The sequence below is a fragment of the Bradyrhizobium sp. DOA9 genome (genome assembly GCF_000617845.2).
Taxonomy (GTDB): Bacteria; Pseudomonadota; Alphaproteobacteria; order Rhizobiales; family Xanthobacteraceae; genus Bradyrhizobium.
This window is the reverse complement of sequence record NZ_DF820425.1, coordinates 5442930-5466341: the sequence shown is the minus strand read 5'-3', so window position 1 is coordinate 5466341 and position 23412 is coordinate 5442930. Positions and strand designations below refer to the sequence as shown.

24 protein-coding genes are annotated in these 23412 nt (G+C 65.7%); 17 read left to right on the top strand and 7 right to left on the bottom strand.

The genetic code is table 11. The annotated features are described in order from the left end of the window. Nucleotides 1–2 precede the first annotated feature (2 nt). Genes BDOA9_RS25665 through BDOA9_RS25655 form a run of 3 tightly spaced genes read left to right on the top strand, consistent with a single transcriptional unit; the run spans nucleotide 3 to nucleotide 2226 of the window. Nucleotides 3–1079, top strand: coding sequence for a flavodoxin family protein (locus tag BDOA9_RS25665; RefSeq protein WP_025036823.1), 1077 nt, complete (start codon nucleotides 3–5; stop codon nucleotides 1077–1079). Beyond that, the gene (locus BDOA9_RS25660) at nucleotides 1076–1978 is read left to right on the top strand and encodes an NAD(P)/FAD-dependent oxidoreductase (protein WP_025036822.1); all 903 of its coding nucleotides are present in this window, start codon (nucleotides 1076–1078) and stop codon (nucleotides 1976–1978) included. Before BDOA9_RS25665 ends, BDOA9_RS25660 begins: the two co-directional genes overlap by 4 nt. Nucleotides 1979–2037: 59 nt before the next feature. After that, nucleotides 2038–2226 (top strand): hypothetical protein, encoded by a 189-nt coding sequence (locus tag BDOA9_RS25655; protein ID WP_025036821.1) that lies wholly within the window; start codon nucleotides 2038–2040, stop codon nucleotides 2224–2226. 23 nt (nucleotides 2227–2249) lie between these two features. On the opposite strand, the gene BDOA9_RS39040 is transcribed toward BDOA9_RS25655, so the two are convergent. Further along, nucleotides 2250–2507, bottom strand: coding sequence for a hypothetical protein (locus tag BDOA9_RS39040; protein ID WP_025036820.1), 258 nt, complete (start codon nucleotides 2505–2507; stop codon nucleotides 2250–2252). 285 nt (nucleotides 2508–2792) lie between these two features. Here BDOA9_RS39040 and BDOA9_RS25645 point away from each other — a divergent pair, with 285 nt between their 5' ends. Beyond that, nucleotides 2793–3167 (top strand): hypothetical protein, encoded by a 375-nt coding sequence (locus tag BDOA9_RS25645; RefSeq protein ID WP_025036819.1) that lies wholly within the window; start codon nucleotides 2793–2795, stop codon nucleotides 3165–3167. A gap of 4 nt (nucleotides 3168–3171) precedes the next feature. Here the strand turns inward: BDOA9_RS25645 and BDOA9_RS25640 are convergent, their stop codons facing one another. Both BDOA9_RS25640 and BDOA9_RS25635 read right to left on the bottom strand, forming a co-directional pair. Beyond that, nucleotides 3172–4512 carry a polysaccharide deacetylase family protein gene (locus BDOA9_RS25640; protein WP_025036818.1) on the bottom strand — a complete coding sequence of 447 codons (1341 nt, stop codon included), beginning with the start codon at nucleotides 4510–4512 and terminating at the stop codon, nucleotides 3172–3174. Between the two features lie 158 nt (nucleotides 4513–4670). Next, nucleotides 4671–5477 (bottom strand): polysaccharide deacetylase family protein, encoded by an 807-nt coding sequence (locus BDOA9_RS25635; protein WP_152033470.1) that lies wholly within the window; start codon nucleotides 5475–5477, stop codon nucleotides 4671–4673. An 80-nt stretch (nucleotides 5478–5557) separates the two neighbouring features. Here BDOA9_RS25635 and mgtE point away from each other — a divergent pair, with 80 nt between their 5' ends. The 4 genes from mgtE to BDOA9_RS25615 all read left to right on the top strand — a co-directional run bounded on the left by mgtE (nucleotide 5558) and on the right by BDOA9_RS25615 (nucleotide 9415). Further along, nucleotides 5558–6979 carry a magnesium transporter gene (gene mgtE / locus BDOA9_RS25630; protein ID WP_025036816.1) on the top strand — a complete coding sequence of 474 codons (1422 nt, stop codon included), beginning with the start codon at nucleotides 5558–5560 and terminating at the stop codon, nucleotides 6977–6979. Nucleotides 6980–7210: 231 nt separating this feature from the next. Further along, on the top strand, nucleotides 7211–7528 hold the full coding sequence (locus BDOA9_RS25625) for a helix-turn-helix domain-containing protein (protein ID WP_025036815.1): 318 nt from the start codon (nucleotides 7211–7213) through the stop codon (nucleotides 7526–7528). 167 nt (nucleotides 7529–7695) lie between these two features. After that, nucleotides 7696–8514, top strand: a complete 819-nt coding sequence (locus tag BDOA9_RS25620; protein ID WP_025036814.1) for an aldo/keto reductase — start codon at nucleotides 7696–7698, stop codon at nucleotides 8512–8514. Nucleotides 8515–8563: 49 nt separating this feature from the next. Further along, entirely contained in the window at nucleotides 8564–9415 is an 852-nt protein-coding gene (locus BDOA9_RS25615) for a hypothetical protein (RefSeq protein WP_025036813.1), read from the top strand. Nucleotides 9416–10226: 811 nt separating this feature from the next. On the opposite strand, the gene BDOA9_RS25610 is transcribed toward BDOA9_RS25615, so the two are convergent. Further along, the gene (locus BDOA9_RS25610) at nucleotides 10227–10940 is read right to left on the bottom strand and encodes a DUF599 domain-containing protein (protein WP_025036812.1); all 714 of its coding nucleotides are present in this window, start codon (nucleotides 10938–10940) and stop codon (nucleotides 10227–10229) included. A 156-nt stretch (nucleotides 10941–11096) separates the two neighbouring features. Between BDOA9_RS25610 and BDOA9_RS25605 the strand changes: the two genes are divergently transcribed. The 4 genes from BDOA9_RS25605 (at nucleotide 11097) to BDOA9_RS25590 (ending at nucleotide 13908) form a co-directional block, all read left to right on the top strand. Next, nucleotides 11097–11759, top strand: coding sequence for a glutathione S-transferase family protein (locus BDOA9_RS25605; protein WP_025036811.1), 663 nt, complete (start codon nucleotides 11097–11099; stop codon nucleotides 11757–11759). Between the two features lie 308 nt (nucleotides 11760–12067). After that, on the top strand, nucleotides 12068–12271 hold the full coding sequence (locus BDOA9_RS25600) for a hypothetical protein (RefSeq protein ID WP_152033469.1): 204 nt from the start codon (nucleotides 12068–12070) through the stop codon (nucleotides 12269–12271). Nucleotides 12272–12426: 155 nt separating this feature from the next. Further along, on the top strand, nucleotides 12427–13425 hold the full coding sequence (locus BDOA9_RS25595; RefSeq protein WP_025036809.1) for a hypothetical protein: 999 nt from the start codon (nucleotides 12427–12429) through the stop codon (nucleotides 13423–13425). A gap of 42 nt (nucleotides 13426–13467) precedes the next feature. Then, nucleotides 13468–13908 (top strand): DUF1489 family protein, encoded by a 441-nt coding sequence (locus BDOA9_RS25590; RefSeq protein ID WP_025036808.1) that lies wholly within the window; start codon nucleotides 13468–13470, stop codon nucleotides 13906–13908. Here the strand turns inward: BDOA9_RS25590 and panC are convergent. Beyond that, on the bottom strand, nucleotides 13905–14756 hold the full coding sequence (panC, locus tag BDOA9_RS25585; protein WP_025036807.1) for a pantoate--beta-alanine ligase: 852 nt from the start codon (nucleotides 14754–14756) through the stop codon (nucleotides 13905–13907). The genes BDOA9_RS25590 and panC overlap by 4 nt on opposite strands. 285 nt (nucleotides 14757–15041) lie before the next feature. Between panC and BDOA9_RS25580 the strand changes: the two genes are divergently transcribed. The 4 genes from BDOA9_RS25580 (at nucleotide 15042) to BDOA9_RS25565 (ending at nucleotide 18844) form a co-directional block, all read left to right on the top strand. Next, nucleotides 15042–15965 (top strand): division plane positioning ATPase MipZ, encoded by a 924-nt coding sequence (locus BDOA9_RS25580; RefSeq protein ID WP_025036806.1) that lies wholly within the window; start codon nucleotides 15042–15044, stop codon nucleotides 15963–15965. A 342-nt stretch (nucleotides 15966–16307) separates the two neighbouring features. Then, nucleotides 16308–17168, top strand: a complete 861-nt coding sequence (locus BDOA9_RS25575) for an alpha/beta fold hydrolase (RefSeq protein WP_025036805.1) — start codon at nucleotides 16308–16310, stop codon at nucleotides 17166–17168. Nucleotides 17169–17297: 129 nt separating this feature from the next. Beyond that, nucleotides 17298–18047, top strand: a complete 750-nt coding sequence (locus tag BDOA9_RS25570) for a hypothetical protein (RefSeq protein WP_025036804.1) — start codon at nucleotides 17298–17300, stop codon at nucleotides 18045–18047. A 71-nt stretch (nucleotides 18048–18118) separates the two neighbouring features. Then, complete coding sequence (locus BDOA9_RS25565) at nucleotides 18119–18844, top strand: DnaJ domain-containing protein (protein ID WP_025036803.1); 726 nt, start codon at nucleotides 18119–18121, stop codon at nucleotides 18842–18844. Between the two features lie 230 nt (nucleotides 18845–19074). Here the strand turns inward: BDOA9_RS25565 and BDOA9_RS25560 are convergent, their stop codons facing one another. Continuing rightward, on the bottom strand, nucleotides 19075–20940 hold the full coding sequence (locus BDOA9_RS25560; protein WP_025036802.1) for a D-alanyl-D-alanine carboxypeptidase: 1866 nt from the start codon (nucleotides 20938–20940) through the stop codon (nucleotides 19075–19077). A 387-nt stretch (nucleotides 20941–21327) separates the two neighbouring features. Here BDOA9_RS25560 and BDOA9_RS25555 point away from each other — a divergent pair, with 387 nt between their 5' ends. Next, a complete protein-coding gene (locus BDOA9_RS25555) occupies nucleotides 21328–21666 on the top strand; it encodes a phasin family protein (RefSeq protein ID WP_025036801.1) in 339 nt (112 codons plus the stop codon). 70 nt (nucleotides 21667–21736) lie between these two features. Here the strand turns inward: BDOA9_RS25555 and BDOA9_RS25550 are convergent, their stop codons facing one another. Beyond that, nucleotides 21737–23089, bottom strand: a complete 1353-nt coding sequence (locus BDOA9_RS25550) for a TadE/TadG family type IV pilus assembly protein (protein ID WP_025036800.1) — start codon at nucleotides 23087–23089, stop codon at nucleotides 21737–21739. Between the last annotated feature and the right edge of the window lie 323 nt (nucleotides 23090–23412).

Below are 23412 nucleotides of genomic sequence, written 5' to 3'. Positions count from 1 at the left end.
GCATGACGGACGCCGACATTCGCAAGGGGATGCCGCCCGTCAAGCTGTCGCGCGAGCAGTTCGAGCAGCGCTACAGGCGTCAGTTCGTCGATCCCGCGTTCGCCTCGCTCGGGCGTGAGCTCGACGCCATCATCGCGGCGGCCTGGGACGCCTACAGCCATTCGCGCAAGGCACCATTGACGCGGAAGGCCGGCGCAGGCTTCGCCGACCCCGACTACGATCTCGCCGTCGACTGGCTCGACGCCCGCGCAAAAATCCTGGAAGCGCAGCGGCGCCACGACGATGCCGACCAGGCGCCGCGCATCCTGATCGTCAACGGCTCGGCCCGCAGCGAGCACACCTGTCCCGGCGAGATGTCCAAGACCTGGCGGCTGGTCAAGCTGGCCGAGCCCGTCTTCGTCGAGATGGGATTTATCGTCGACATCCTCGATCTGTCGCGCCTCGCCTCGGAATTCGGCAAGACCATTCATCCCTGCAAGTCCTGCGTCGGCACCGCGATGCCGCTGTGCCATTGGCCGTGCAGCTGCTATCCGAACCACTCGCTGGGCCAGACCCACGACTGGATGAACGAGATCTATCCGCTCTGGGTTGCCGCCCACGGCATCCTGATCGTGACGCCCGTGAACTGGTATCACGTCCCCGGCGGGCTCAAGGCGATGATGGACCGCATGGTCTGCGCCGACGGCGGCAATCCCGATCCGACCTCGACCCACGGCAAGAACGCCGCGGAAGCCAAGGCGATCGAGCTGAACGGCTGGCCCTATCCGCGCCATCTCGCCGGCCGTCATTTCGGCATCGTCGTTCACGGCGACGCGGTCGGCGCCGAGGGCGTGCGCCGGACCTTGTCCGACTGGCTGACCGACATGCAGCTGATCTCGGCGGGCCGCTACGCCGAGCTCGACGGTTATGTCGGTTACATGGAGCCATACGCCACCTCGCATCGCGAGCTCGACGAGGACCGCGAATTCCAGCAGTCGGTGCAGAATGCGGCGCGCGCGCTCGGCAATGCGGTCCGGCTGGCGCGGAGCGGGCGCCTCGATGAGCCCGGGGCCGGCCTTGCGGATCCGAATCCCAAATGACCGGCGCGCCACCGATCGAATGCCTGATCGTCGGAGGCGGCCCGGCCGGACTGATGGCCGCGATCTATCTGGCGCGCTTTCGCCGCCGCGTCTGGGTCGTGGACGCCGGCGCGAGCCGGGCGGCGCTGATCCCGCGCAGCCACAATGTCCCGGGCTTCGTCCACGGCCTGTCCGGCACGGAGCTGATCGAACGGATGTCGGCCCAGCTGAACGAGCTCGCCGTCACACGCGTGGCGGCCGAGGTCACGGCGTTGCAGCGTCACGAACGCGGTTTCGAAGCGAGCTGGAATGGCCGTGCGCATGCCGCGGCCACCGTCATTCTCGCCTGCGGGATCGTCGATACGCATCCGCCGTTCGACGCATGGCGCGCCGCCGTCGCGGACGGCCTGCTGCGCTACTGCCCGGTTTGCGACGCCTTCGAGGCGACCGGCCGCCGCATCGGCGTCATCGGCCCGCTCGCGCGCGCTGCGGGCAAGGCACTCTTCCTGCGCGGCTATTCGCGCGACGTGACGCTGCTCGCAATCGGGCAGGGTGACGATCGGTCGGCAGCGTCGGGGCTGACTGAAGCGGGCGTCGAGGTCGTGTTCGCGCCCGACCTGCGTTTGCGGCGGAGAGGCGAGGGCGTCGAAGCCGTCTTCGCCGACGGCAGGACGGCACAATTCGACACGGTCTATCCCGCGATGGGCGCCGAGGTGCGCTCGCAGCTCGCGATGGCGCTCGGCGCCGACCATACCGGGGAGGGCTATCTGGAGGTCGACGATCACCAGCGCACGTCGGTCACCGGGCTCTACGGCATCGGCGACGTCGTCACCGACCTGCACCAGATCTCGGTCGCGTTCGGCCATGCCGCCATCGCCGCCTGCACGATCCACAACAGCCTGCCGCCGCGATTTGCGTGATGGGAACGAAGCGCAGGCTCTCCGTCTTGAACTGGGCGGATCCGCGAAGGGAAGAGCCCATGCTGGAAGAGAAGCTCAAGGAAGCGATCGTCGGCGAGTTGCAGCGTCAGGCCGCCGACCGGCCGCAATCGCTGAAGGTCCAGGGCGCGGGCGAGGCGACGGGCTCGGAGGAGCTGACCGTCAACGGCAAGATCGACCTCGGCGCGCTGGTCATGGTGATCGCAGGATCGGTCGCCGGCGGGCCTTAGAGCATGATCGACGACCGGCGCCCTCAGCCATACTCCTCGCCGATGCCGTATTCCCGGTAGATCTCCAGCGGGTCGAGCTCCGGAAACAAGCGGCATTTGGCCTGGGCGAGATGCAGGCTCACCGCTGCCGGCTCCTTGCCGTTCGCGAGCAGCTTGCGGATGTCGTCCATATGCGCGTTCGGCTGGTGCTTCGGCTCGAGCTGCTCCAGCGCGACCAGGGCGGTCGCGAGTGCCTCGGTCAGAACCCAGTCGTCATGGCCCGTGATTCCCTTCTTCGACATCGGAAGAACCCCACATCTGGCGGCGGTCGCAGTTTACCGCGCCTTCGACCAAACCGCCATTGAGCCGTTGCGGGCCCTTCGCGTCGGCAAGACCGGGGGCCAAGCTCCGGCTTGCCTTATGGCCGCGTCAGGCTAAAAGGCCGCAAGTTGCGGGGGCGGCAGTATCTTTGTTGAAACAATCTTGGCGTAGACGGGCCGCATCCAGGATCGCCGTTCCGGTCTGGGTCCCGATCCCGCACTTCGCAACATCGTCAAGTTGCGCCCCCCCTCAAGGTTCGAGCCAGCATGGTCTTTCTCAGCTTCGTCTATCGCTTCCTCACCAATTTCGCCTTCATGGCGGTGGTCTATTTCAGCCTGAACTTCATGGAGAAGTATCCGAACCGGGCGATCCTGGCGATCCTGGTGCTGGTCTATGCCGCCATGCGCGCGGTCTCGACGCTGCGGGCGTTCTACTTCTTCCAGAAGATCGAGAAGCTGGAGGCTGAGACCAGGCGTCTTCAGGCGCCGATCAACGACGGCTCTGGCAGTACCAGCGCACGCAAGCAGGTGATCGCCGACGTCGCGCGGCTGCGGCGCGACGGCGAGCTCAAGTCCTACATGGACCTGTTCTTCCTGGCGCTGATCGTGCTGCTCTGCGTCGCCGCGATCATGCGGCAATAGCGGCCTAAGCGCGCTTTTTCAGGCTGGCGACGCGGGTCGGACGGGGCGCCGCGCTCTTGGAAGCCGCGCTCTTGGAAGCGGCGCCCTTGGAGGCGGTGTTCTTGGGTGCGATGTCGACGGGCTGCGCGGCATGATCCGCTGCCACCGGCGCCGCCTGGGCGGTATGTCGCCCCTGCACCCTGGCCGTCTTGCCCTTCGCAGCTCTGCCCTGTGCAGCCTTGTCCTTGGCCGGATGCGGCCTCTCGGCGGCCATCGCGACCCGGGTCGCCGCGCGCCGCGACAAGGTCGTCGTCAGCAGCACCTCGACCGAGCCTTCCGGAATCGCGAACAGGTCGCGGCCGGGCACGGGCAGGGTGGATGCGAGGTCGATCTGGCCTTTGCTCCGGTGCGGCAGCAGCGACTGATGCTCGGCCTGCGCATTGAGGTCGGCGAGCCCGGGCGCCGGCAGTGTCCCGGTCTGCGTGAACACGAAATGCGGCACGCGCGGCCAGCGCGCGATCGGCGTCGTCTCGGATGGCGGATGCAGCAGCCATTCGACCTGCGTCGTCGGCGTCGCCGGCCGCTCGGCTGTTGCGGGCACGACATGCACGATGCGATAGCCGCGCGCCTTGAGGTCGCGGATGATCTTGGGCAGCGCCGCCACCGTGCGGGCCTGAATGTCGTGCAGCAGCAGGATGCCCTTGCCCTTGGCCTCCAGCCGCTGGATCGCGAGCTGGTAGACGCGGTCGGACGACACGTGCCGCCAGTCATCGGCCGGGAAGTCGGCGCTCCAGACCTGGATGCCCCGCGAGATCAGATGGCTCTCGACGCCCTCGGCGCGCATCAGTCCGGGAATGCGGAAGAACGGGGCGAGCTGCGAGGGATCGGTCATCGCGGCCGCGGTCCATTCGATGCCGCCATTGATCTCCGCCTCGGCCTTCTCGATCGGCATCCGGTCGAAGGTCAGCGGATGGTCCATGCTGTGCGTGCCGACGGTGTGGCCTGCCCCCACCAGCTTGCGCACGCCGTCCGGATTGGCCTTGGCCTGGTTGCCGACGATGAAGAAGGTCGCCTTGATGCATTCGTCGGCGAGGATCTTGAGCACCTGGTTGGAATATTTCGGGATCGGACCGTCGTCGAAGGTCAGGACGACCTCATGGTCCTTCAGCGGCAGCGTCTCGCGGTACTGCATGGTGCCGATCAGCGGATGCTCGCGCGGATCGACCACGAGGGTGCGGGACGTGCCGAGCGCGTCGGGATTGCCGGGACAATCGGCCGCGCGCGCGGCCGGCGAAGCGATGGTCAGAATTCCCAGACAGAGGACGATCCACGATCGCGTCCGCACAACAACGCTACTTCCGATCATGAACCTCGTCTGCCCCCGTGCAACTGGCGCTTAGAATAGGTCGGAGCTGACCCAAAACGGTTCAGCCGTAGCCGTCCTCATCTTTGCACGGGGTAGCATGAACAGAGTGTTAATTGCCCCCAAATCACCCCATTTTGCCCGGGCGTGACATTCCGGCATCAGCGCGTGTCGGCGCTCCTTTGCGATTTGCCCGCCGGGACGATGTGAACCACCCGATAGCCGTTCTCCCTCAGATACCGCAGAAAGGCCGGCATCATTGCGGCCGTCTGGGCCTTGTTGTCGTGAAAGAGGATGATGCCCCTGCCGCTCGCGGCGAGGCGCTCGGTGACGAGCTTCAATTGCTGCTCCGGCGTCATCTCCTCCCAGTCGCTGGCCCATAGATCGGCCCCGAACACAGCGATGCCGCGCGACTGGAGCAGGTCGAGCAGCGCTTGTGTCGACTCGAAATAGGGAAAGCGGAAGAACGGCGTCGAGGGTGTCGTCGTCGAGGCTCCGTGCAGCGCCATTTCGTCTGCGGCAATGCCCCGGTCGATGTCGGCAATGGCCTTCTCGAACGGAATATGCCCCATGAACGGATGCGTGAAGGAGTGATGGCCGACGGTGTGGCCCTCGCGCGCGATGCGCTTGACCATGTCCGGATACTGCGAGGCGTGCTGGCCGATCAGGAAAAAGGTCGCGCGCACGCACTCTTGCGCGAGTGCCGCCAGCACCTTCGACGTCGTCGGCGGATGCGGCCCGTCGTCGAAGGTGAGCACGACCTCGCGATCGGCCAGCGGCAGCGTCTGCGGAAAGCTCTTCAGGCCCACGCGCGGAAAGGTCTTGGCGTCGACGCTGAGCACGCGCGAGGTGCCGAGCGCGTCCTTGCGCGGGCACTCGGCGGCATCACACAAGCTTACGCCGAGAAGGGCGGCCAGCGCCGCACCTGACATGATCGACGTCCATTCCAGTCGAAAGATCTTTGTCATTGCGCCCGCAGTTGCCTTGTGGGTATTGGCTTGCCGTCAGCCAGATCACCCGTTCCAACCTGTCAACGTCGAGGCGCGCCATGGATGAACATATGGACGGTGCCCCATCCGCCTCCGATTCGGTACTCGACCACGTGCCGATGCGCAATGAGGACGGCGATATCAGGCGCGAATTCGTCGAGGAAATCGCCCGCGCGATCGAGGAGAGCGACAGCGCGGCGCTGCGGGCCTGTGTCGCGGAACTGCACGAGGCCGATCTCGGCGATCTGATCGGGGCCCTGGAGCCCGACCAGCGCGTCCGCCTGGTCGAGCTCACCGGCCGCGATTTCGACTTCTCGGCGCTGAACGAGGTCGATGAGACCGTGCGCGAGGAGATCCTCGAGGAGCTGCTGCCGGAGACGGTCGCCGAGGGCGTCCGCGAGCTCGAATCCGACGATGCGGTCGAGCTCCTGGAAACCCTCGGCGCCGAGGAGCAGGAGGAGATCCTGGAGAAGCTGCCGCTCAAGGAGCGCGTCGCGCTCGAGCGCAGCCTGCTGTATCCGGAGAACTCAGCCGGCCGCCGCATGCAGACCGAGTTCATCGCCGTGCCCCAGGATTTCACCGTGGGCCAGGCGATCGACTACATGCGCGAGACGCCGGATCTGCCCGACCGCTTCTACGAGATCTACGTCGTCGACAAGGACCAGCACTGGCAGGGCGCGGTGCCGCTCGACGTGCTCCTGCGCACGCGCCGGCCGGTGGCGCTGACCGAGCTCACCGACGAGGACCGCCGCCGCGTCTCCGTCCTGGAGGACCAGGAGGAGGTGGCGCGCATGTTCGGCAAGTACAATCTCGTCGCCGCCCCCGTGCTCGATACCCAGGACCGCCTCGTCGGCGTCATCACCGTCGACGACGTCGTCGACGTCATCGAGGAGGAGGCGGACGAGGACCTCAAGGCGCTCGGCGGCGTCACCAGCGACGAAGAGCTGTCGGATACGTTCCTCACCATCGCCCGCGGTCGTTTCAACTGGCTGCTGGTGAACCTCGCCACCGCGTTCCTGGCGTCCTCCGTGCTTGGCCTGTTCGAGGGGCAGCTGGAGAAGATGGTCGCGCTCGCGGTGCTGGCGCCGATCGTGGCGAGCCAGGGCGGCAATGCCGCGACCCAGACCATGACGGTGGCGGTGCGGGCGCTGGCGACGCGCGAGCTCGGGTCCTCGAACGCCTGGCGCGTGGTAATGCGCGAGGCCCTGGTCGGCCTCGTCAACGGCCTCGCCTTCGCCGTGATCACGGGCATTGCCGCGGTGGCCTGGTTCAAGATCCCGGGCCTCGGCATCGTCATCGGGCTCGCCATCATCTGCAACCTCGTGGCCGGCGCGCTCGGCGGCATCCTGATCCCGATGGCGCTGGATCGCGTGCGGGCCGACCCGGCGGTGGCGTCGGGCACGTTCGTGACCACCGTGACCGACGTCATCGGCTTCTTCTCCTTCCTCGGGATTGCGACGCTCTGGTTCGGGTTGAAGTAGCGAACGGCGCACGCTCTCTCCACGTCATTAGCGAAGCAATCCAGAATCCCTCCGCGGCGGCAGTCTGGATTGCGACCCTTCCGGCCGGTCGGAACTCGCAATGACGGGGGCGATCAGCAGGGGCCCCCACTTTCATGCTCGGGGCGCGCTGCGCCGCGTCCGGGGCACGAGACCTCCTGTCTTTAATCCGAACTTAAGCGACCTGCCGCATCATCGCCCTCGCTTGGGGGAATGGGCATGCGGTTGCGGCTGAAGGCGGACGGACGGATCGTCGAATTGCGGGATGGGCAGGAATTTCCGGTCCAGCCGCGTTCGGGTCAGCCGACGGCCGATACGGTGCCGGCCGATACCGGCCCGCTCGCGGTGCGGGATCTGCGCCGGCGCGCCTGCCTGACCCAGATGGAGTTCGCCGCCAAGCTCGGCGTTCCCGTCGAGACCATCCGCAACTGGGAGCAGGGCAAGCGCGCCCCGCGTGGCCCGGCCCGCGCGCTGCTCGCGGTGATCGCGCATGCGCCCGACACCGTGTTCCAGGCGCTCGCCAAGGCCTGAAAAAAAGGCCTGACAAAAAGGCGTGACATCAAGGCGTAAGCCTCGTGCGAACCTCCTGTTAGCATTGCCCTGAATATCCGTCCCGATAGCACCGACGTCCGTTGGCAACCAACACGGACGAGGTCCATAATGTCGACCGGGGCTGCCGCAACGGAAGAGGATTCCTCATGCTGTTCGTCGAGGCCAATGGCGCAAGGATTCCGGCGATCGGTCTCGGGACCTGGGAGCTGAGCGGAAAGCCCGCCGCGCGCGTGGTCCAGCAGGCGCTGCGGCTCGGCTATCGCCATATCGACACCGCGCAGGTCTACGACAATGAGCGCGAGGTCGGCGACGGCTTGCGCGCCTCCGGCGTGCGCCGCGACGACGTCTTCCTCACCACCAAGGTCTGGACCAACCATTTCGCGCCCAACGATCTCGAGCGCTCGGTCAAGGAGAGCCTTGCCCGCCTGCGGCTTCCCTCTGTCGACCTGTTGCTGCTGCACTGGCCCAATCCCCATGTGCCGCTGGCGGAGACGCTGGGCGCGCTGTCGCATGCGAAGACGATGGGCCTGACCCGCCACATCGGCGTCTCCAATTTCACCGTGGCACTGATCGAGCAGGCGGTCGCGCTGTCGGCGGAGCCGCTGGTCTGCAACCAGGTCGAATATCACCCCTATCTCGATCAGGCGAAGGTGAGGGCGGCCTGCGACCGGCATGGCCTTGCCCTCGTCGCCTACAGCCCGATCGCCAAGGGCCGCATCAAATCCGACCAGACGCTGGCCGAGATCGGCCGCGTCCACCAAAAGACGCCGGCGCAGGTCTGCCTGCGCTGGCTGGTGCAGCAGAATGTCGCCGCGATCCCGCGGACCTCGCGCATCGAGCGCCTGTCGGAAAACATCGAGATCTTCGATTTCGAGCTGTCGGAAGACGAGATGAGCCGGATCGCCGCGCTTGCCAATCCGAAGGGACGCCTGACCGATTTTGGCTTCGCCCCGAAATGGGATTGAGAGGGACCCGGGGTATGTTAGGACCGCGGCGGCAACCCAAGATCGGTCGATGGAACTGCGGAAGATCATACGGACGGACATTGCCGCCTCGGCAATCGCCCACCTGACGCTGGTGGCGCTGATTATCGTGATCAGCGAGGTCCGTCCGTTTCACAGCCAGCCGCCCGAGACTGTCACGGTCGACATCGTCACGCCGGAGCAGGTGAAGCAGGAGGAAGCCAAGGCCGAGGAGAAAAAGGAAGAGGCGAAGCCGCCGGAGCCGCTCCTCGATCTGAAGCTGCCGAAGCCGGATCTCGCCGATAAGGCGGAGGCGTCGAAACCCGCGGCCAGGCCGCAGGCGGCCGCACCATCGCCGTCACCATTGCCATCGCAGCAGGCCTCGCCCGAGCCGCAGCAGAAACAGCCGCAGGCCGCGAAGCAGCGTGAAGCCAACGCGCAACCGCCGCCGCAGACCGCGACGCCGCCGGCCTATCAGCCGGCGCAGCCGGACGTCACCATCAAGTACGGCGTCATGCTGGGCCTGCCGCCTGAATTGCCGGTCGAGCCGCAAGGCGCCAAGGACGACGGCGGCGATGCCAACGACTCGATCGCTGCGAAGCTTCCGCCCGAAGTCATCGCGGAGCTTCGCCGTCATTTGCGCACCTGCGCCAAGCTTCCGGCCGGAGTCGCGCCGACCGACAACGTCAATGTCAAGCTGCGCACGGTGTTCGCCACCGATGGCACACTGGCGCGCGAGCCCATCCTGATCCAGGCGCCGCCGTCCGCAAAGGGCGTGGCCATCGTCAAGTCCGCAACGAGCGCGCTGCAGAACTGCCAGCCCTACAAGATGCTGCCGGCCAATTTGTACGAGGAATGGAAAGTGCTGGACCTGCCGTTCAGCCCGAAGGATTTCGGGGGCTAGCGAGCCGTAGCTCCCGTGGCCTGGATGGAGCGCAGCGCATCCGGGGCCGCTCGGTATTTTATGCTGTCGCGGATTACGCTGGCGCTCTATCCAGGCTACGGGACCCGCGCTGTGTCGCCCTCTGTCAATCCGCGCGTGCAAAAATATTTTGCTTTACCGAAATTCGGTTTTACCGTATGTGTTGCCCATCCTGGCTCACCCAAGAGGGGCGATCGCGCGTCGTCACGATATGCGAGCCGGGCTTGCGATGGACGCAGCAGCGTCGTGCGCGAGAGGTGCGGGCAGGGCGGGTAGTCCCTGTGAGCCCGTGGCCACGTGCGGACGAGCGATGCTGGTGCGTGCGGCAAAACCGTGTGGTCCTGGCCGTCGTTGCTACGGTCAAGCTGTCTGCGGAGATGTGCGCGAGCCCAACCGGGCGGACGGCATCATTCAAATTCGCGGGGCGAGGGAGGCCAGAAGGAAAGTTCGGCTCCCGGGAGAGCGCGGCATAAGCCGTCCGACCATCGCGCAGGGAAGGCCGAGTGATCGGCACCACCTGTATGCTGCTGTGCGGTTTTCCTGCGTGTGCATTTGCGCAGCAGACCGCGGGTGCGATGTCGGCACCCGGCCTTCCCTGCGCCCTCTTGGTTCAAGAGGGTGGAGTAACCAGGCAAAGCTCGGGCGAAGCAGCCGCGAGATCGGGAAGGCATGTCTGCGTTGCCGTAGGATGGGTAGAGCCCTTGCGAAACCCATCATGCTTCCGCGAGGTGGATGGTGCGATGGGCTTCGCTGCGCTCTACCCATCCTACGAGTGCACGCCGAGAGAGCCGCCTCAATGACCACGCTTCCGCGCCTCTTCGCCGTCCACCTCCGGTGCCATCGCGATCCAGGCACTGGACGCGAACTGCCGGCGCCAGGTCACGACCACCACGGCTGCCGTGGTCACGAACAGCACCCAGGGGCTGACGAACCAGCCGAGATAGCCGAGCGCGAAGAAGAAGGCGCGCTGGCCGCGGTTGAAGTGGCGGCCGGCGGATTCGAACAGGCGCGAGGTGCGGATGACGTGAGCCTCGGCCTCGGGCGTGTCGCGCTGCGAGGCCGGCGGCATGCCGCCGAACAGGATCGCGACATAGTTGAACAGGCGATAGGCCCAGGCGAACTTGAAGAAGGCGTAGACGCAGATCAGCACGAGGCCGACGCATTTCAGCTCCCACAGAGCGGGCGAGGTGCTGAGGTCGATCGGCAGCTTGCTCAGAATCATGATCGCGTCGTTGGTGGCGTGCAGCAGCGCCAGGGCGCCGCCGAGCGCGAACAGGCTGGTGGAGGCGAAGAAGGCGGTGCCGCTCTGCAGCGAGGCCATGATCTGCATGTCGACCATCCGCGTCTCGCGCTCGAGCAGCCGGCGCACCCAGACCTCGCGATAGCGGTTCATGCGCGCCGACAGGCTGTCGCGGCCATAGGCCGAATGCTCCAGCGTCAGGGCATAGGCCAGCCATTCGATGATGAAGAAGCCGACGGCGGTGATGTCGACCCAATGCCTGCTCATGTCGGTCTCATGTCTGTCTCATGTCTGTCTCATGTCTATCTCTTGGCAAGGATCGCAACGATTGCCACGCATGACGGGACGCAGCAACGATTGATTGGCGGCAGGCGATGGCGTTAAAAGCGGCGGCAACCGCAGGACTCAACGAAGGACCAGTACATGGCTGCGCTCAAACTCGCGATCGGCAACAAGAACTACTCGTCATGGTCGATGCGGCCCTGGCTCGCGCTCCGCGCCAACGACATCCCGTTCGTGGAGACGCTGATCCCGCTCTACACCGACGATCCCGCCGACAAGGAGCAGATCCTGTCCTTCAGCCGCGCCGGCAAGGTGCCGGTGCTGGTCGACGGCGACGTCACGGTGTGGGATTCGCTCGCCATCATCGAGTACATCGCCGAGCGCTATCCGGAGAAGAAGCTGTGGCCCGACGATGTCGCAGCGCGCGCGCATGCCCGTTCGGTGTGCGCCGAAATGCATTCAGGATTCGTGCCGCTGCGCAGCGAGTGCGGCATGAACCTGCATCGGCCGATCCGTCCCGTGGCGCTGTCGGCGGGCGCCAAGGCCAACATCGCGCGCATCGAGGAGATCTGGCGCGAGTGCCGTACCCGCTATGGCGCGAACGGGCCGTTCCTGTTCGGCCGTTTCGGTGCCGCGGACGCCATGTACGCCCCGGTCGTGCACCGCTTCCGCACCTATGCGATCGAGGTGGCGCCGGACACCAAGGCCTACATGGAGACGATGATGGCGCTGCCGGCGTTCCAGGAATGGACCCGTGACGGGCTGGCCGAAACGCTCGTCATCGCCAAGTTCGAGGACGCCTGAGCGCAAGGTCTGACGGCGGTGGCCGGCCGCGCGCCGGCCGGCGTTCCTGGAGCCCGGAATGGGCGGGGGCCGTTTGGGGGCGGGGGGCTGCGACACCGCCTGCGACATGCCCGGGGGAAAGTGCCGCCCGGGCGGTATCATCGGCCCGCCGGCTCATCGGCTATCATTCTGAAATAACTGCAAAATTCGAGCGCATGCCATGCCGGCTTGGCGCTGGCCAAATCGGCGCGACGCGTGCTATACAACGGCCCGGGTTTCCGGCCGGCCATCGCAGTGGGACACTGGGCGCGGCCGGCGCTGTTTGAGTGATGGAGAGGGTGTTGAAGCACAAATTCCCCGTGGGAACGCGCGTCCTGTTCACGGCCAGCAATGTCGCGCGTCCGGCTGCGAGCGGCGCGTATGAGGTCATCCGTCTGCTGCCGACCGACGGCGACGACTGCCAGTACCGGATCAAAAGCTCGACCGAAGCCTTCGAGCGCGTTGCCAAGGAAAGCCAGCTCGCGCTCTCCTGAACGCCGACGCCGCCGGCGCATAGGCGCCTCCCGGGAATTGTATTCTGCCGCCGTCAAAAGGCCCGCTTCACCTTCACAAGGTAAGCGGGGGCAGTTGCCGGCTCGCGGTACTCGCTTGACCATCCGCTCTTTGCTCGCGTGAGGGGACATCGCGCATGAACTGGGCATGGGCCACTTCGCTCGACCAAATCTGGCGTTCGCCAGCCTTTCCGACGTGGATGACGCTGGCGGCTGCCGGATTCTTCGGATTGATCCTGCTGGTCGCGCTGCTGCGCGCCGACAGGTCGGTCGCCAACGGGGCGCTGACCGTCATTACGCTGCTATCCATCGCGATCGCCGGCGCAGCCACGATGCGCCTCTATGGACCGGACGCGCCGTCCGCTCCGGCCGAGGCGCGCGCGCAAGCTGCAGTGAGCGCGAGCCTGCCCGCGTTGTCCTGCCTCGACGATCTCGCCGGCGATGCCGTCGGCGCCGGCTGCGAGAAGGCGCTGTTCGGCGCGCCTGATGCTGCGGCTGCGGCCGTATCCTATACCGCCGCCAGGATCGACCGGCTGACCGCGCTCGGCGATGTCGCCGCGGCCGAGAAGAGCCTGACACCGGACATGAAGGTGCTGCGCAAGTCGATCGAGCGCGATCGCTACGGCCTCGTTGCGCATGTGCTGGTGGCACGCGACGGCTGCACGCAGTTCGACTGCGCCGCGTTCCGCTCGCTGACCGACCAGCAGCAGGTCGCCGCCAACATGGACTCCCATCTCTACGACACGCTGGTGGCGCGCTATGCGCCGATCTGGAACGCGCCCGCTGCGGCGCCGGCGATGCCGGCCAACGCCGCGCTCGCCGGACTGCCGCCATCGACGCCGACGGGCAAGCCGACCAATGCCGAGTTCCCGAGCGCGTCCTCGACACCGCCGGTGAGCATCATGAATCCGGAGCCCACGGCGTCGGCGCGCCAGGGAGCGCCGGCCGCGAACGCGGCGGCAGCACCGCGTGCGCCGGCCGCTGCCTCCGCACAGGCCGCAGCACCCGCGGCATCAAGCCCGCAGGGTGCGAAGAAGCCGCCGGCCCAGAAGGCTGCGCGTGCGCCTGCAGCGCCGGTTCCGCTCACGCCGCCACCGGGCTCGACAGCTGCTCCCGCGCCTGCGGATAACGAGTAGATCGGCATTCCAAATGCGCGGCTGCCCGGCTAATGCTTGGGCATGCCACTCCATCTGATCAAGCTCGCCGTCGGCTGCGACTCCGTCAAGGAATTGAAGGAGTGGGTGGCTGAACGGATGCAGACCGCCAAGAAGAACGGTCTGCCGCAACATCACATCCACATCACCCGCATGGTCCCCAAGCGCGACGCCGAGATCCTCGCCGGCGGTTCGCTCTACTGGGTGATCAAGGGCGAGATCGCCGCGCGCGAAAAGATCATCGGCATCGAGCCGTTCCGCGACAAGGACGGCATCGGTCGCTGCCGGATCGTGATGCAGCCGAAGGTGATCTCGGTGTCGCCGCGGCCGATGCGCCCGTTCCAGGGCTGGCGCTATCTGGCCGACGATTCGGTGCCGGCCGATCTCGGCAAGTCCGCGGCCGGCTCGATTGCGGCGATGCCGGAGCCGATGCGGCGCGAATTGCGTGACCTCGGCCTGCTCTAAACGGCGATGTTGTCGATCAGCCGGGTGGTGCCGAGCCTGGCCGCGACCAGGATCCGCAAGGGGCCGTCCTTGCGCGAGGTGACCGCTGCCAGCGTCTCGGCGTGGCGCAGCTCGAAATAGTCGAGCGCAAAGCCGGCCGCCTTGATCATCGCGGCGCCGCCCGCTATGGCCGGCGCGATCGCATCGCCGGCACGGATTCTCCCGGCGCTCTCTCTCATGGCGCGGTAGAGGACGATGGCGGTCTGGCGCTCCTCCGGCGAGAGGTAGACGTTGCGCGAGGACATCGCGAGTCCGTCGCGCTCGCGCACGGTGCGGGAGCCGATCACCTTGACGCCGAGGTCGAGGTCGCGCGCCATCTGCGTCACCACCCGCAATTGCTGGAAGTCCTTCTCGCCGAAGATTGCAACATCCGGCCGGACTTGCGTGAACAGCTTGCCGACGACGGTGGCGACACCGCCGAAGAAGTGCGGACGGAAGCGGTCCTCCAGACCGGCCAGCGCCGGCCCCTCCGGCACGATGCGCGTGGCAAAGCCCTCCGGATACATGGCCGCGACGCCGGGATGCCAGACGATATCGACGTCCTCCGCCGCGAGCTTTGCGATATCGGCCTTCCAGGTGCGCGGATAGGCACCGAAATCCTCGGTCGGGGCGAACTGGGTCGGGTTGACGAAGATCGACACCACGACGCGGCTGGCGCGCCGCCTGGCGAGGCGAACCAGCGACACATGCCCGTCATGGAGCGCCCCCATGGTCGGGACCAGCGCGATCGTGGCCTTTCGCTTGCGGAGATCGTCGACGGCGCGTCGCAGGGCAGGGACCGTGCGGGCGATCAATGGGCGTGCTGACATCGGGACTCGAATGGATTGGAAAGCGGCGCGGGCGCGGGCCTCGCGCCCGGCTGGCTAACCTTAACAAGCGGAGATCGTGGACGCCATGCATCCGGATGCGGCACAGCATCCCGCGCAAGGCCGCACAGAACGTTGCGATATTGTGGGCTGGATCACAGACGAAAGACGGCGCCGCGATACATCGTGAGGAACGGCGCATTGCAATTTGCATGACCTGTCACGCATTTCACTTGACCGCTGACGCGGTCAACTCGAAGATATTCGCAAGGGGTGTTGAGGATCGCCATGCTTGTGCAGGCTAGCCAAGGCCAATCCGGCTCGGCGCATGTGGTCGTGCTGGGCAACGAGAAGGGCGGCTCCGGCAAATCGACCACCGCCTTGCACATCGCCGTTGCACTCCTGAAGGCCGGCCAGCGCGTCGCCACCATCGACCTCGACTGCCGCCAGCAGAGCTTCACGCGCTACATCGGCAACCGGTCTGCCTGGGCCCAGCGTACCAAGCTCGACCTCGAGCTCCCGGTGCATCGCTGCATCAAGCTCGGCGAGACCATGCAGATTGCGGAGAACGAGAACTCCGAGTTCCAGCAGTTCATGGAAGCCGTGTCGGCGGTCGAGAGCAGCTTCGACTTCATCGTGATCGATACGCCCGGCACCGACAGCTATCTGATGCGGCTCGCGCATTCGATGGCCGACACCCTGGTCACGCCGATCAACGACAGCTTTCTCGATTTCGACGTGCTCGGCACGGTCGATCCCGCGACTTACGCGGTGACGGGCGAGAGCCACTATGCCGAGATGGTGCGCGATGTCAGGCGCAAGCGACGCCAGCTCGACGGCGCGACCACCGACTGGATCGTCGTGCGCAACCGCCTGTCCATGCTCGGCTCGCGCAACAAGCAGCTCGTCGCCGAGGGCCTGAAGGATCTGTCGCTGCGGCTCGGCTTCCGCTACGTCGACGGCTTCGCCGAGCGCGTCGTCTATCGCGAATTCTTCCCGCGCGGCCTGACCGCCCTGGACGAGATCGACGAGGCCACGCTCGGCATGCGGCCCAATCTCGGCCATCTCACCGCGCGGGAGGAGGTGACGAGCCTGCTCCGCCAGCTCAAGCTCCCGCTCGACGAGCGCGGGCGCCGCCGCGCGGCCAACCGGGCCGAGTGGTTCAACCAGGTGGACAAGCCGCTCGAGGTCCACGATATCCTCGGCGCCTGACGCCGCGGTATTGCGCTACTTCCGGGCGATCCGAGCCCCTTCTGCCCGGGGAACCCGCCTGGCGCCACGCGCGTTTTCACCCTGCATTTACCGAGAGTCGAACCCGATCGAGACCGGTTGCGTCGAATAGGGACCTGCACCCTGACGTAGCGGTAAGTGAATGGGGTGCTCACGAAACGAGTGCGACGCACAATGAAAGGGCTGCCGGCTCACAACATTTAGCCTTCCTGTCACGCTGCTGTGACATATATTAGGGATAGGCGACAAGGGGACGAAGAGCCCCGGAAGAACACGATTTTCAACAGGGATTCAGGTCGCTTAGACCTGAGGCTGAGGACGAAAATGAAGCGTGGAATTGCCGTTCTGGTTTCGGTCAGTGCCCTCTGCGGCATCGCCTATTTCACGGCGAGCAAGTGGGCGATCAGGCACGAGACCATCACATTCTACGACGCCTCTCGCGACAACCGTCCCGTGCCCGTGTCCATCGCGGTGCGCCGCGACAAGGAGATGCAGGCCAATGCCGGCATGATCAAGCTGCCCGTCGCGGTGATCAATCACGGCAACACCGTCAAGAACACCGAGTACGGCTTCCTCGCCAATATCTTCGCTGCGCGCGGCTACATGGTCATGAGCCCGCAGCACGATCTGCCGACCGACCCTCCGATGGTGACCAAGCCCGGCGAGCTCTATGTCGGCCGGCTGCCGCAGATCCTTCGCGGCGTCGCCAACATCCATCTCGCTGTGCAGGAGATGAAGAAGGTTCAGCCCAACGCCGACTACGACAAGGTGACGATGGTCGGCCATTCCATGGGCGGCGACATCACCATGTACTTCGCCAAGCAATATCCGGACGAGGTCAAGAAGGTCGTCACGCTCGACAATCTGCGCGTGCCCTTCGTCACCGCCGGCAAGTTCAAGATCCTGTCGTTCCGCTCCCAGGACCCGCAGTTCAAGGCTGACGCCGGCGTTATTCCGACCGACGAGGAATGCGAGAAGGCGGGCATTCAGGTCGTGAAGACCGAATTCCAGCACAACGACATGCGCGATACCGGTCCGGATGTGGCGAAGAGCTCGATCCAGAGCATGCTCGACAAGTTCCTCAGCGCGACCGAAAGCGAGGTGGCGCCGGTCGACACGCAATCCGCCCCGCCCAAGATCCTCGAGCCGGGCCCGGTCGCTCTGATGGCACCCGCCAAGAGCTGACTGACGGCAGCTGACCGCTCGGCTGCACCGATCGTCGAAGCCTCCGCGGCGCCCGCCCGCGGAGGCTTTGTGCATTGACCGGGCCGCATGCGCTGACCACATTAACTGCTGACGCAAGGTGTAGCTGCGATGTCGGGCGAACCCATCAAACCGCGCGGCCGCGATGCCGTTTCGGCGCGAGCAGACGGCGCGCTGCCGCAGGCGGAAACCTCAACCTCGGAAGACATCGCCGCGTTCGTCGCCAAGGCGCGGGCGCTCTCGCCGCATGCGCCGGGCGCGAGGGGACGGCTGATCTTCGCGCTCGATGCGACGATGAGCCGGCAGCCGACCTGGGACATGGCGTGTGCGCTCCAGGCCGACATGTTTCGCGAGACCGCAGCGCTCGGCAGTCTCGACATCCGGTTGGTCTATTATCGCGGCTTCAACGAGTGCCGCGCCACGGGTTGGATCTCCGACAGCGCCAAGCTGGCGACACTGATGAGCAAGATCGATTGCCGCGGCGGCGATACCCAGATCGGCAAGGTGCTGAGCGAGGCCAGGCGCGAGGCAGTCGCATCCGGCGTGCGGGCCGTGGTCTTCGTCGGCGATGCCATGGAGGAAGACATCGACGAGGTCTCCGCCAAGGCCGGCGAACTCGGCATGCTCAAGGTGCCCGTATTCGTGTTTCAGGAGGGCCGTGACGCGGCCGCCGAACACGCCTTCCGGGAGATCGCGCGCCTGACGGGCGGTGCCTGGTGCCGGTTCGATCCTGGTGCGGCGGCGCAGCTGCGCGAGCTGTTGCGGGCAGCTGCGGCCTATGCCGCCGGCGGACGCGAGGCGCTGCTGAAACTGGCTGGAAGCGTGAGCGGCGCGGCGAAGCTGATCAGCCAGATGAAGTAGCGATCGGGCCGACGCGGCTTGCGGCGGTGGACCGCCATGCTTTTTGGCAAGAGGACGACTATATTCCAGCCATGACCCTGATCGCCGGCGCTGTCGCCGTTATCACGCTTTACCTGCTGCTCCAGACATTCCGCTCCGCCAATCCGGCGGTGCTGGCGCGCACCCTGAAGTTCGGCGGCGGCGTGCTGGCGCTGGCGGTTGCGGCGTTCACCGGCTTGCGGGGTGAGCTGGCGGTTGCGATCCCGCTCGGAATTTTCGGCGCCGGGCTGCTCGGCTGGACGCCATTGGCGAATGCGGGCTTCGGCAATGTCGGCGGGCTGTTCGGCGGCGGTGCGACGCGCCCGTCCGGGCAGGCCTCGCGGGTGCGCTCGCAATTCCTGGACATGCGGCTCGACCACGATTCCGGCCAGCTTTCCGGCCAGATCGTCGCGGGGCCCCACGCCGGGCGCAATCTCGATGAGTTCGATCTTGCCGGCTTGCTGGCAATGGTCCCGACGTTCGATGCCGAGAGCGTGGCCTTACTTGAAAGCTATCTGGACCGCCGGTTTCCCGCTTGGCGTCAGAACGCGCAGGGCGATACGGCAGGGCGGCAGCGCCGCACGGCGGCGAGCAGCAAAATGACGGCGGAGGAAGCCTATCAGATCCTTGGCTTGCAGCCGGGAGCGGGGCGCGACGACATCAGCCGGGCCCACAAGTCCCTGATGAAGAAACTCCATCCCGACCAGGGGGGCTCGACGTATCTCGCTGCCCGGGTAAACGAGGCCAAGGATACTCTGCTTCGCACGCATAACGGCTAACTCCGGCACTACGCTACAAACGCCCGTACCGCGTGAGCTCCGATTGCTCTGTCTGCCGTCGCCCGCCCTTGTCGGCGTGGTCGATCCCTTGAGTAAAGTTTTAACCGTAAATCCTTGACGAGAGGTTGTCGTGGAACGGCCTTGTCGTGAACGGCCTCGGCATCACCGCATCCCCGAAACGAAAATGCCCGCGCATGGCGCGGGCATTTGATTTGGAGCGGAGACGGCGATCAGTTGCGAACGGTGATGCAGGAGATCTCGGCGCGCTTCAAGGTGCGGCAGACGGCTTCGGCCTGGTCGCGCTCGAGGCCGGCGAAGCGGGCGCGGTAGAGCTTGCGATTGTCCTTGGCGACGACGGGCTCGGTGAACGGGTCCGCCTTGCTGAGCAGGCCGCGGGCCGAGTTGCGGGCCGCATCGATGCGTTGCTGAGCTTCGTTTTCGCTCTCGAGCGCGCCGACCTGGACGATCCAGCCGCTGTGGGTGATGGCGGGCTTCGCCGTCGCACTCATTTGCATCGGCTGTGGCGCCGGGTCGGCGGACGCGAGCCTTGGAGCGGCGGGAGCGGGCGCGGCAGCGGTTGCGGCCGGCAGCACGCCGAGGATGCCGTTGCCGGTGCCGAACCCGGCCGGCTGCCGCGGCAGTTCGGTGCGGGCCATCTCGGCCTTGGGCGCTTCCGGCTGGCTGACTGCTTCCGGCCTGTTGATGAGATCTGCCCTGGCGACGACGGCGCCGGAGGTTTCTGCGACGTCGGAACGAGCCGGGACGGTGCTGGTGACCGGCGGCGCGACGACCTGGACACCACCCTGGGCTGGAGCCGCGGAGGCGACCTTCACGGCGCCGGCCTTGACCTGCACCGTCTTGACCCGAACCGGCTTCATCGGCTCGGACGAGCCGGGGATGATGGAAAGCGGCTGGCTCGAGATCACGCCATTGGTGAGCGGCGCCGGCTCGATCTTGGATTCGGTCGGACGAACCTCAGGCTTGCTGGCTTCAGCTTTGTGCTGGGCCGGCGGCATCGCGGCGGTGGCCGCCGCAAGGGTCGACAGGCGGGCGGCGAGGCGCGACGGAGCGGCTTCGGGGGCAGGGGCTGCCGCGGCCTGGACCTGCGCGGGGGGGCGTGCCGGGGTGTCGGATGCGTCGGCGACATCGGTATTGGCATCGGCGCCGTTGCGCTCGGTAACGGCGACGACGGTGCGCACGGTCGCGCCCTTTTCGAGGTTCTCCGCGAGCAGGTTGCGCATGATGGCATCGCGCGAGCCGCCGCTGCGGCCGCCGAGCACCACGCCGATCAGGTGGCGGTTGCCGCGGCGCATCGAGCTGACGAGGTTGAAGCCGGAGGCGCGGGTGTAGCCGGTCTTGATGCCGTCCACGCCCTCGACGCTGCCGAGCAGGTGGTTGTGGTTGCGGATCGACTGTCCGCGCCAATTGAACGTCGAGGTGGCGAAATAGCGATAGTAGCGGGGGAAGCGCTCCTGGATGGCGCGGCCCAGCGTGGCTTGATCGCGCGCGGTCGTGACCTGCTCGTCGTTGGGCAGTCCGTTGGCGTTGCGGTAGACCGTCCTGGACATGCCGAGCGAGCGTGCCTTGCGCGTCATCATCTGGGCGAAGTCGTCCTCGTCACCGGCGATCGCTTCCGCGATCACCACAGCCGCGTCGTTCGCCGAGCGGGTGACGAGGCCCTTGATCGCGTCCTCGACGCGAATGGTCTGGCCGGCACGCAGATTCAGTTTGGTCGGATCCTGGTCGGCGGCGTGCTTGGACACCGGCATCTCGGTGTCGAGCTTCATCTTGCCGGATTCGAGGCGCTCGAACAGCAGATAGAGCGTCATGATCTTGGTCAGCGAGGCCGGATGGCGGATCGCATCAGGGCTCGTCGCCTGGAGCACTGCGCCGGAATTGCCGTCGATAATGATAGACGCGAATTTCGAGCTGGAGCTCTCGGACACATCGCGCTGCACCCGGTGGTGCGCATAATGTCGACGATGGCGCCGCGCCTCGGCTGCGTCGATGGTGAAGATGACTGCGGTGGTGACCGTAAGAAGCCCGAAAACGCCAACCCGCGCCCAGCGCGAGGCAGACAAGTTTTTACGAAGCATGGAACCCCGTCCCCGTTTCTGACTAGATCACCGGCTCGTGAGGCGAAATTGTGCCCAACGGACCCGGGATCATTACCTGCTCGGGCTGTCCCTCCGCTGGTGTTCGCCGCGGGGGACGTTGGGCCCAAGCCGCTATTCTGGCTAAGGTGATGTTCTCAAACGGCATTTGGCCGCTCGCGGAAGTGAACACGTCCAGGGAATCAGGGTAGGGTGGGCCGGTTTCCAAAAGCTTAAGGAACCCTTGCGGGAAACCCCGGGAATCTCTGCGATTTGCGCCGGATTTTGTGCGACGCACAAGATTCTTGACTTTTTTGTGCGTTGCACTAATTTTGGGCGGAGTTAGGGAGCCGGGGCTTCCCGACGCGAGCCAGGGATAAGGATTCCGACATGTTCAAGGTTGAAGACTTCCAGAACTACGGGAAAGAGCAGTTCGAGCAGTGCGTAGCCTCCGCGACCTCGGTGCAGCATGGCCTCCAGGCGATCGCCAGCGCCTATGGCGACTACACCAAGAAGTCGTTCGAAGACACCAAGTCCTTCGTCGAGAAGCTTTCCGGCGTGAAGTCGCTGGACAAGGCCATGGAAGCGCAGACCGATTTTGCCCGTTCCGCCTACGAAACCTTCGTTGCGGAATCGCAGAAGATCGCCGGCCTCTACGGCGACCTCGCCAAGCAGGCGTTCAAGCCGGTCGAGACCATCGTGTCGAAGTTCACCCCGGCGGCCCAGTAACATCTCGAGACATTCTGGAATCGAAAAGCCCGGCTGAACCAGCCGGGCTTTTTGTTGCGCTCAGGATCGGTCAGCGCGCCACGCGCAGCTTCGACAGCGAAGTGCCGATGTCCTTGAACACCGAGACCGTCTGGCTCGCCGAGGTGACCAGATAGAACTTGTCGCTGCCGCTGGCACAATATTGCAGCACGCTCGAGGTCGGATCGCCGCCCGTGTTCACCTGCACCGCATAGATCGTGATGTTGTTGGGCTGGGCCTTGGCGTTGTCGCAGAGGATCTTCTGCCGGGCGTCGATCTGCGAAGCACCGCTGTACCAGCGGTTCTGCGTATTGAGACCGTCGGAGAGCAGGACGATCGCATCCTTGTAGGTGTAGTTGGTGTCCTTGGCCGGCGCGTTCATGGGGTCGCCGCTCGAGAGCGTCATCCAACCCCAGGCGATTCCGATACTCTGGTTGGTGTTGCCCGTGGGCTTCAGGGCGTCGATCCGGGCCTTGAGCGCGGACCAGTCGTAGCTCAAGGCCATGATCGGCTGCAGGTAAGACGAACTGCCCGTGTTGCAGTAGGAATACTGCTCGGCCGGGAAGAGCGTGCTCACATTGGCGCTCGTTGGCGGGGTGTTCTTGGTATCGTAGTCCTGATCGCGGTCGGTCACGCAACCGTTCCAGGTGTTGTGGTTGGCCGGCGTCCACTTCCAGTTATTGCAATTCCAATTGTTGCCCGCGGCGCAGCTCCAGCTGCCGTTGGCGGCGTCCCAATCGCTGAAATCGATCCAGGACTGGTTGTAATTGCTGCTGCCGACGTTGACGTCCTTGGCGAACGGAACGATCGAGATGTAGACGTCGCCGTTGGTCTTCGCGAGCGCGCTGAGCTGGTCAACCAGGTTCTTCGCGGCCGTCTGCATCGCGGCCATCTTGCCGTCTGACGCCATCGATCCCGTGACGTCGAGCACCAAGGCCACGCGCATGCGTGTCAGGCCCCAGGCGCTGGTGGATGAGGTGCCGACGTCGAGCGTCGGGAAGCCGGCGATCTTCATGAAGCTGGTCGTGTAGGTGCCGGTTCCAGTCAGCTGGATCGTCGAGCCGATGCTGGTGCTCGCGTTGTAGGTCGCGGCGACGCTGACCGACGGGAGGGTCGTGGTGTCCGTGAACAGGGCGTTGAAATAGGATTGCGCCTTGGTGGAGATCTGTGACGTGGAGATGGTGCCCGACGACAGGTCCCTGGAAAGCATCAGCGCAGTGGAATCGAGAGCTGACTGCATCGCGGTGCGGGCCTGGGCGGCGCGGCTGTAGTCGATCGCCGCGCCGACGAAGCTCAGCACCGGAACGAGCGCAATGGCGAAGATCACCGCGATATTGCCTTGCTCGGCCGCTGCAAAACGGGCGAGTTGCCGACCAAGGCGGCTGACGAGGGGCAGACCAGACATGACGATCCCCGAAACCTGTGTTTTGCACGATTTCGCGGCATGCCATTGAATGGCAGGTAAATTGGACCGTAGAAAAACGGAGCGTTTTGCGGAAAACCGTCCCAACCGGGTTAACGGCCGGGTTCCTGGTCAACACGTTCTAAACGTGCCGAGGGGAAATTTTTGTCAAATCGCTCCGGATTGATTAACCTGAGCAGGATCGCCCGGACCGGGAATCGGGACTGCTGCGACCGCATGGGCCGGATTCTCGCGTGCTTGCGGCCGGCCGGGGGCAGGGCCATATTGCTGGCGAGCGATCCGGCCTGAACCGGATTTGTCGGGAG

What these genes read in the sequence shown, in the direction of transcription:
- BDOA9_RS25550 (WP_025036800.1), bottom strand. Translation starts at nt 23,089, where the DNA reads ATGTCTGGTCTGCCCCTCGTCAGCCGCCTTGGTCGGCAACTCGCCCGT.
- BDOA9_RS25575 (WP_025036805.1), top strand. Translation starts at nt 16,308, where the DNA reads ATGAAGCGTGGAATTGCCGTTCTGGTTTCGGTCAGTGCCCTCTGCGGC.
- BDOA9_RS25635 (WP_152033470.1), bottom strand. Translation starts at nt 5,477, where the DNA reads ATGACAAAGATCTTTCGACTGGAATGGACGTCGATCATGTCAGGTGCG.
- BDOA9_RS25595 (WP_025036809.1), top strand. Translation starts at nt 12,427, where the DNA reads ATGAACTGGGCATGGGCCACTTCGCTCGACCAAATCTGGCGTTCGCCA.
- BDOA9_RS25565 (WP_025036803.1), top strand. Translation starts at nt 18,119, where the DNA reads ATGACCCTGATCGCCGGCGCTGTCGCCGTTATCACGCTTTACCTGCTG.
- BDOA9_RS25665 (WP_025036823.1), top strand. Translation starts at nt 3, where the DNA reads ATGACGGACGCCGACATTCGCAAGGGGATGCCGCCCGTCAAGCTGTCG.
- BDOA9_RS25645 (WP_025036819.1), top strand. Translation starts at nt 2,793, where the DNA reads ATGGTCTTTCTCAGCTTCGTCTATCGCTTCCTCACCAATTTCGCCTTC.
- BDOA9_RS25605 (WP_025036811.1), top strand. Translation starts at nt 11,097, where the DNA reads ATGGCTGCGCTCAAACTCGCGATCGGCAACAAGAACTACTCGTCATGG.
- BDOA9_RS25615 (WP_025036813.1), top strand. Translation starts at nt 8,564, where the DNA reads ATGGAACTGCGGAAGATCATACGGACGGACATTGCCGCCTCGGCAATC.
- BDOA9_RS39040 (WP_025036820.1), bottom strand. Translation starts at nt 2,507, where the DNA reads ATGTCGAAGAAGGGAATCACGGGCCATGACGACTGGGTTCTGACCGAG.
- BDOA9_RS25610 (WP_025036812.1), bottom strand. Translation starts at nt 10,940, where the DNA reads ATGAGCAGGCATTGGGTCGACATCACCGCCGTCGGCTTCTTCATCATC.
- BDOA9_RS25620 (WP_025036814.1), top strand. Translation starts at nt 7,696, where the DNA reads ATGCTGTTCGTCGAGGCCAATGGCGCAAGGATTCCGGCGATCGGTCTC.
- mgtE (WP_025036816.1), top strand. Translation starts at nt 5,558, where the DNA reads ATGGATGAACATATGGACGGTGCCCCATCCGCCTCCGATTCGGTACTC.
- BDOA9_RS25640 (WP_025036818.1), bottom strand. Translation starts at nt 4,512, where the DNA reads ATGATCGGAAGTAGCGTTGTTGTGCGGACGCGATCGTGGATCGTCCTC.
- BDOA9_RS25560 (WP_025036802.1), bottom strand. Translation starts at nt 20,940, where the DNA reads ATGCTTCGTAAAAACTTGTCTGCCTCGCGCTGGGCGCGGGTTGGCGTT.
- BDOA9_RS25570 (WP_025036804.1), top strand. Translation starts at nt 17,298, where the DNA reads ATGTCGGGCGAACCCATCAAACCGCGCGGCCGCGATGCCGTTTCGGCG.
- BDOA9_RS25555 (WP_025036801.1), top strand. Translation starts at nt 21,328, where the DNA reads ATGTTCAAGGTTGAAGACTTCCAGAACTACGGGAAAGAGCAGTTCGAG.
- BDOA9_RS25580 (WP_025036806.1), top strand. Translation starts at nt 15,042, where the DNA reads ATGCTTGTGCAGGCTAGCCAAGGCCAATCCGGCTCGGCGCATGTGGTC.
- BDOA9_RS25600 (WP_152033469.1), top strand. Translation starts at nt 12,068, where the DNA reads ATGGAGAGGGTGTTGAAGCACAAATTCCCCGTGGGAACGCGCGTCCTG.
- BDOA9_RS25590 (WP_025036808.1), top strand. Translation starts at nt 13,468, where the DNA reads ATGCCACTCCATCTGATCAAGCTCGCCGTCGGCTGCGACTCCGTCAAG.
- panC (WP_025036807.1), bottom strand. Translation starts at nt 14,756, where the DNA reads ATGTCAGCACGCCCATTGATCGCCCGCACGGTCCCTGCCCTGCGACGC.
- BDOA9_RS25625 (WP_025036815.1), top strand. Translation starts at nt 7,211, where the DNA reads ATGGGCATGCGGTTGCGGCTGAAGGCGGACGGACGGATCGTCGAATTG.
- BDOA9_RS25655 (WP_025036821.1), top strand. Translation starts at nt 2,038, where the DNA reads ATGCTGGAAGAGAAGCTCAAGGAAGCGATCGTCGGCGAGTTGCAGCGT.
- BDOA9_RS25660 (WP_025036822.1), top strand. Translation starts at nt 1,076, where the DNA reads ATGACCGGCGCGCCACCGATCGAATGCCTGATCGTCGGAGGCGGCCCG.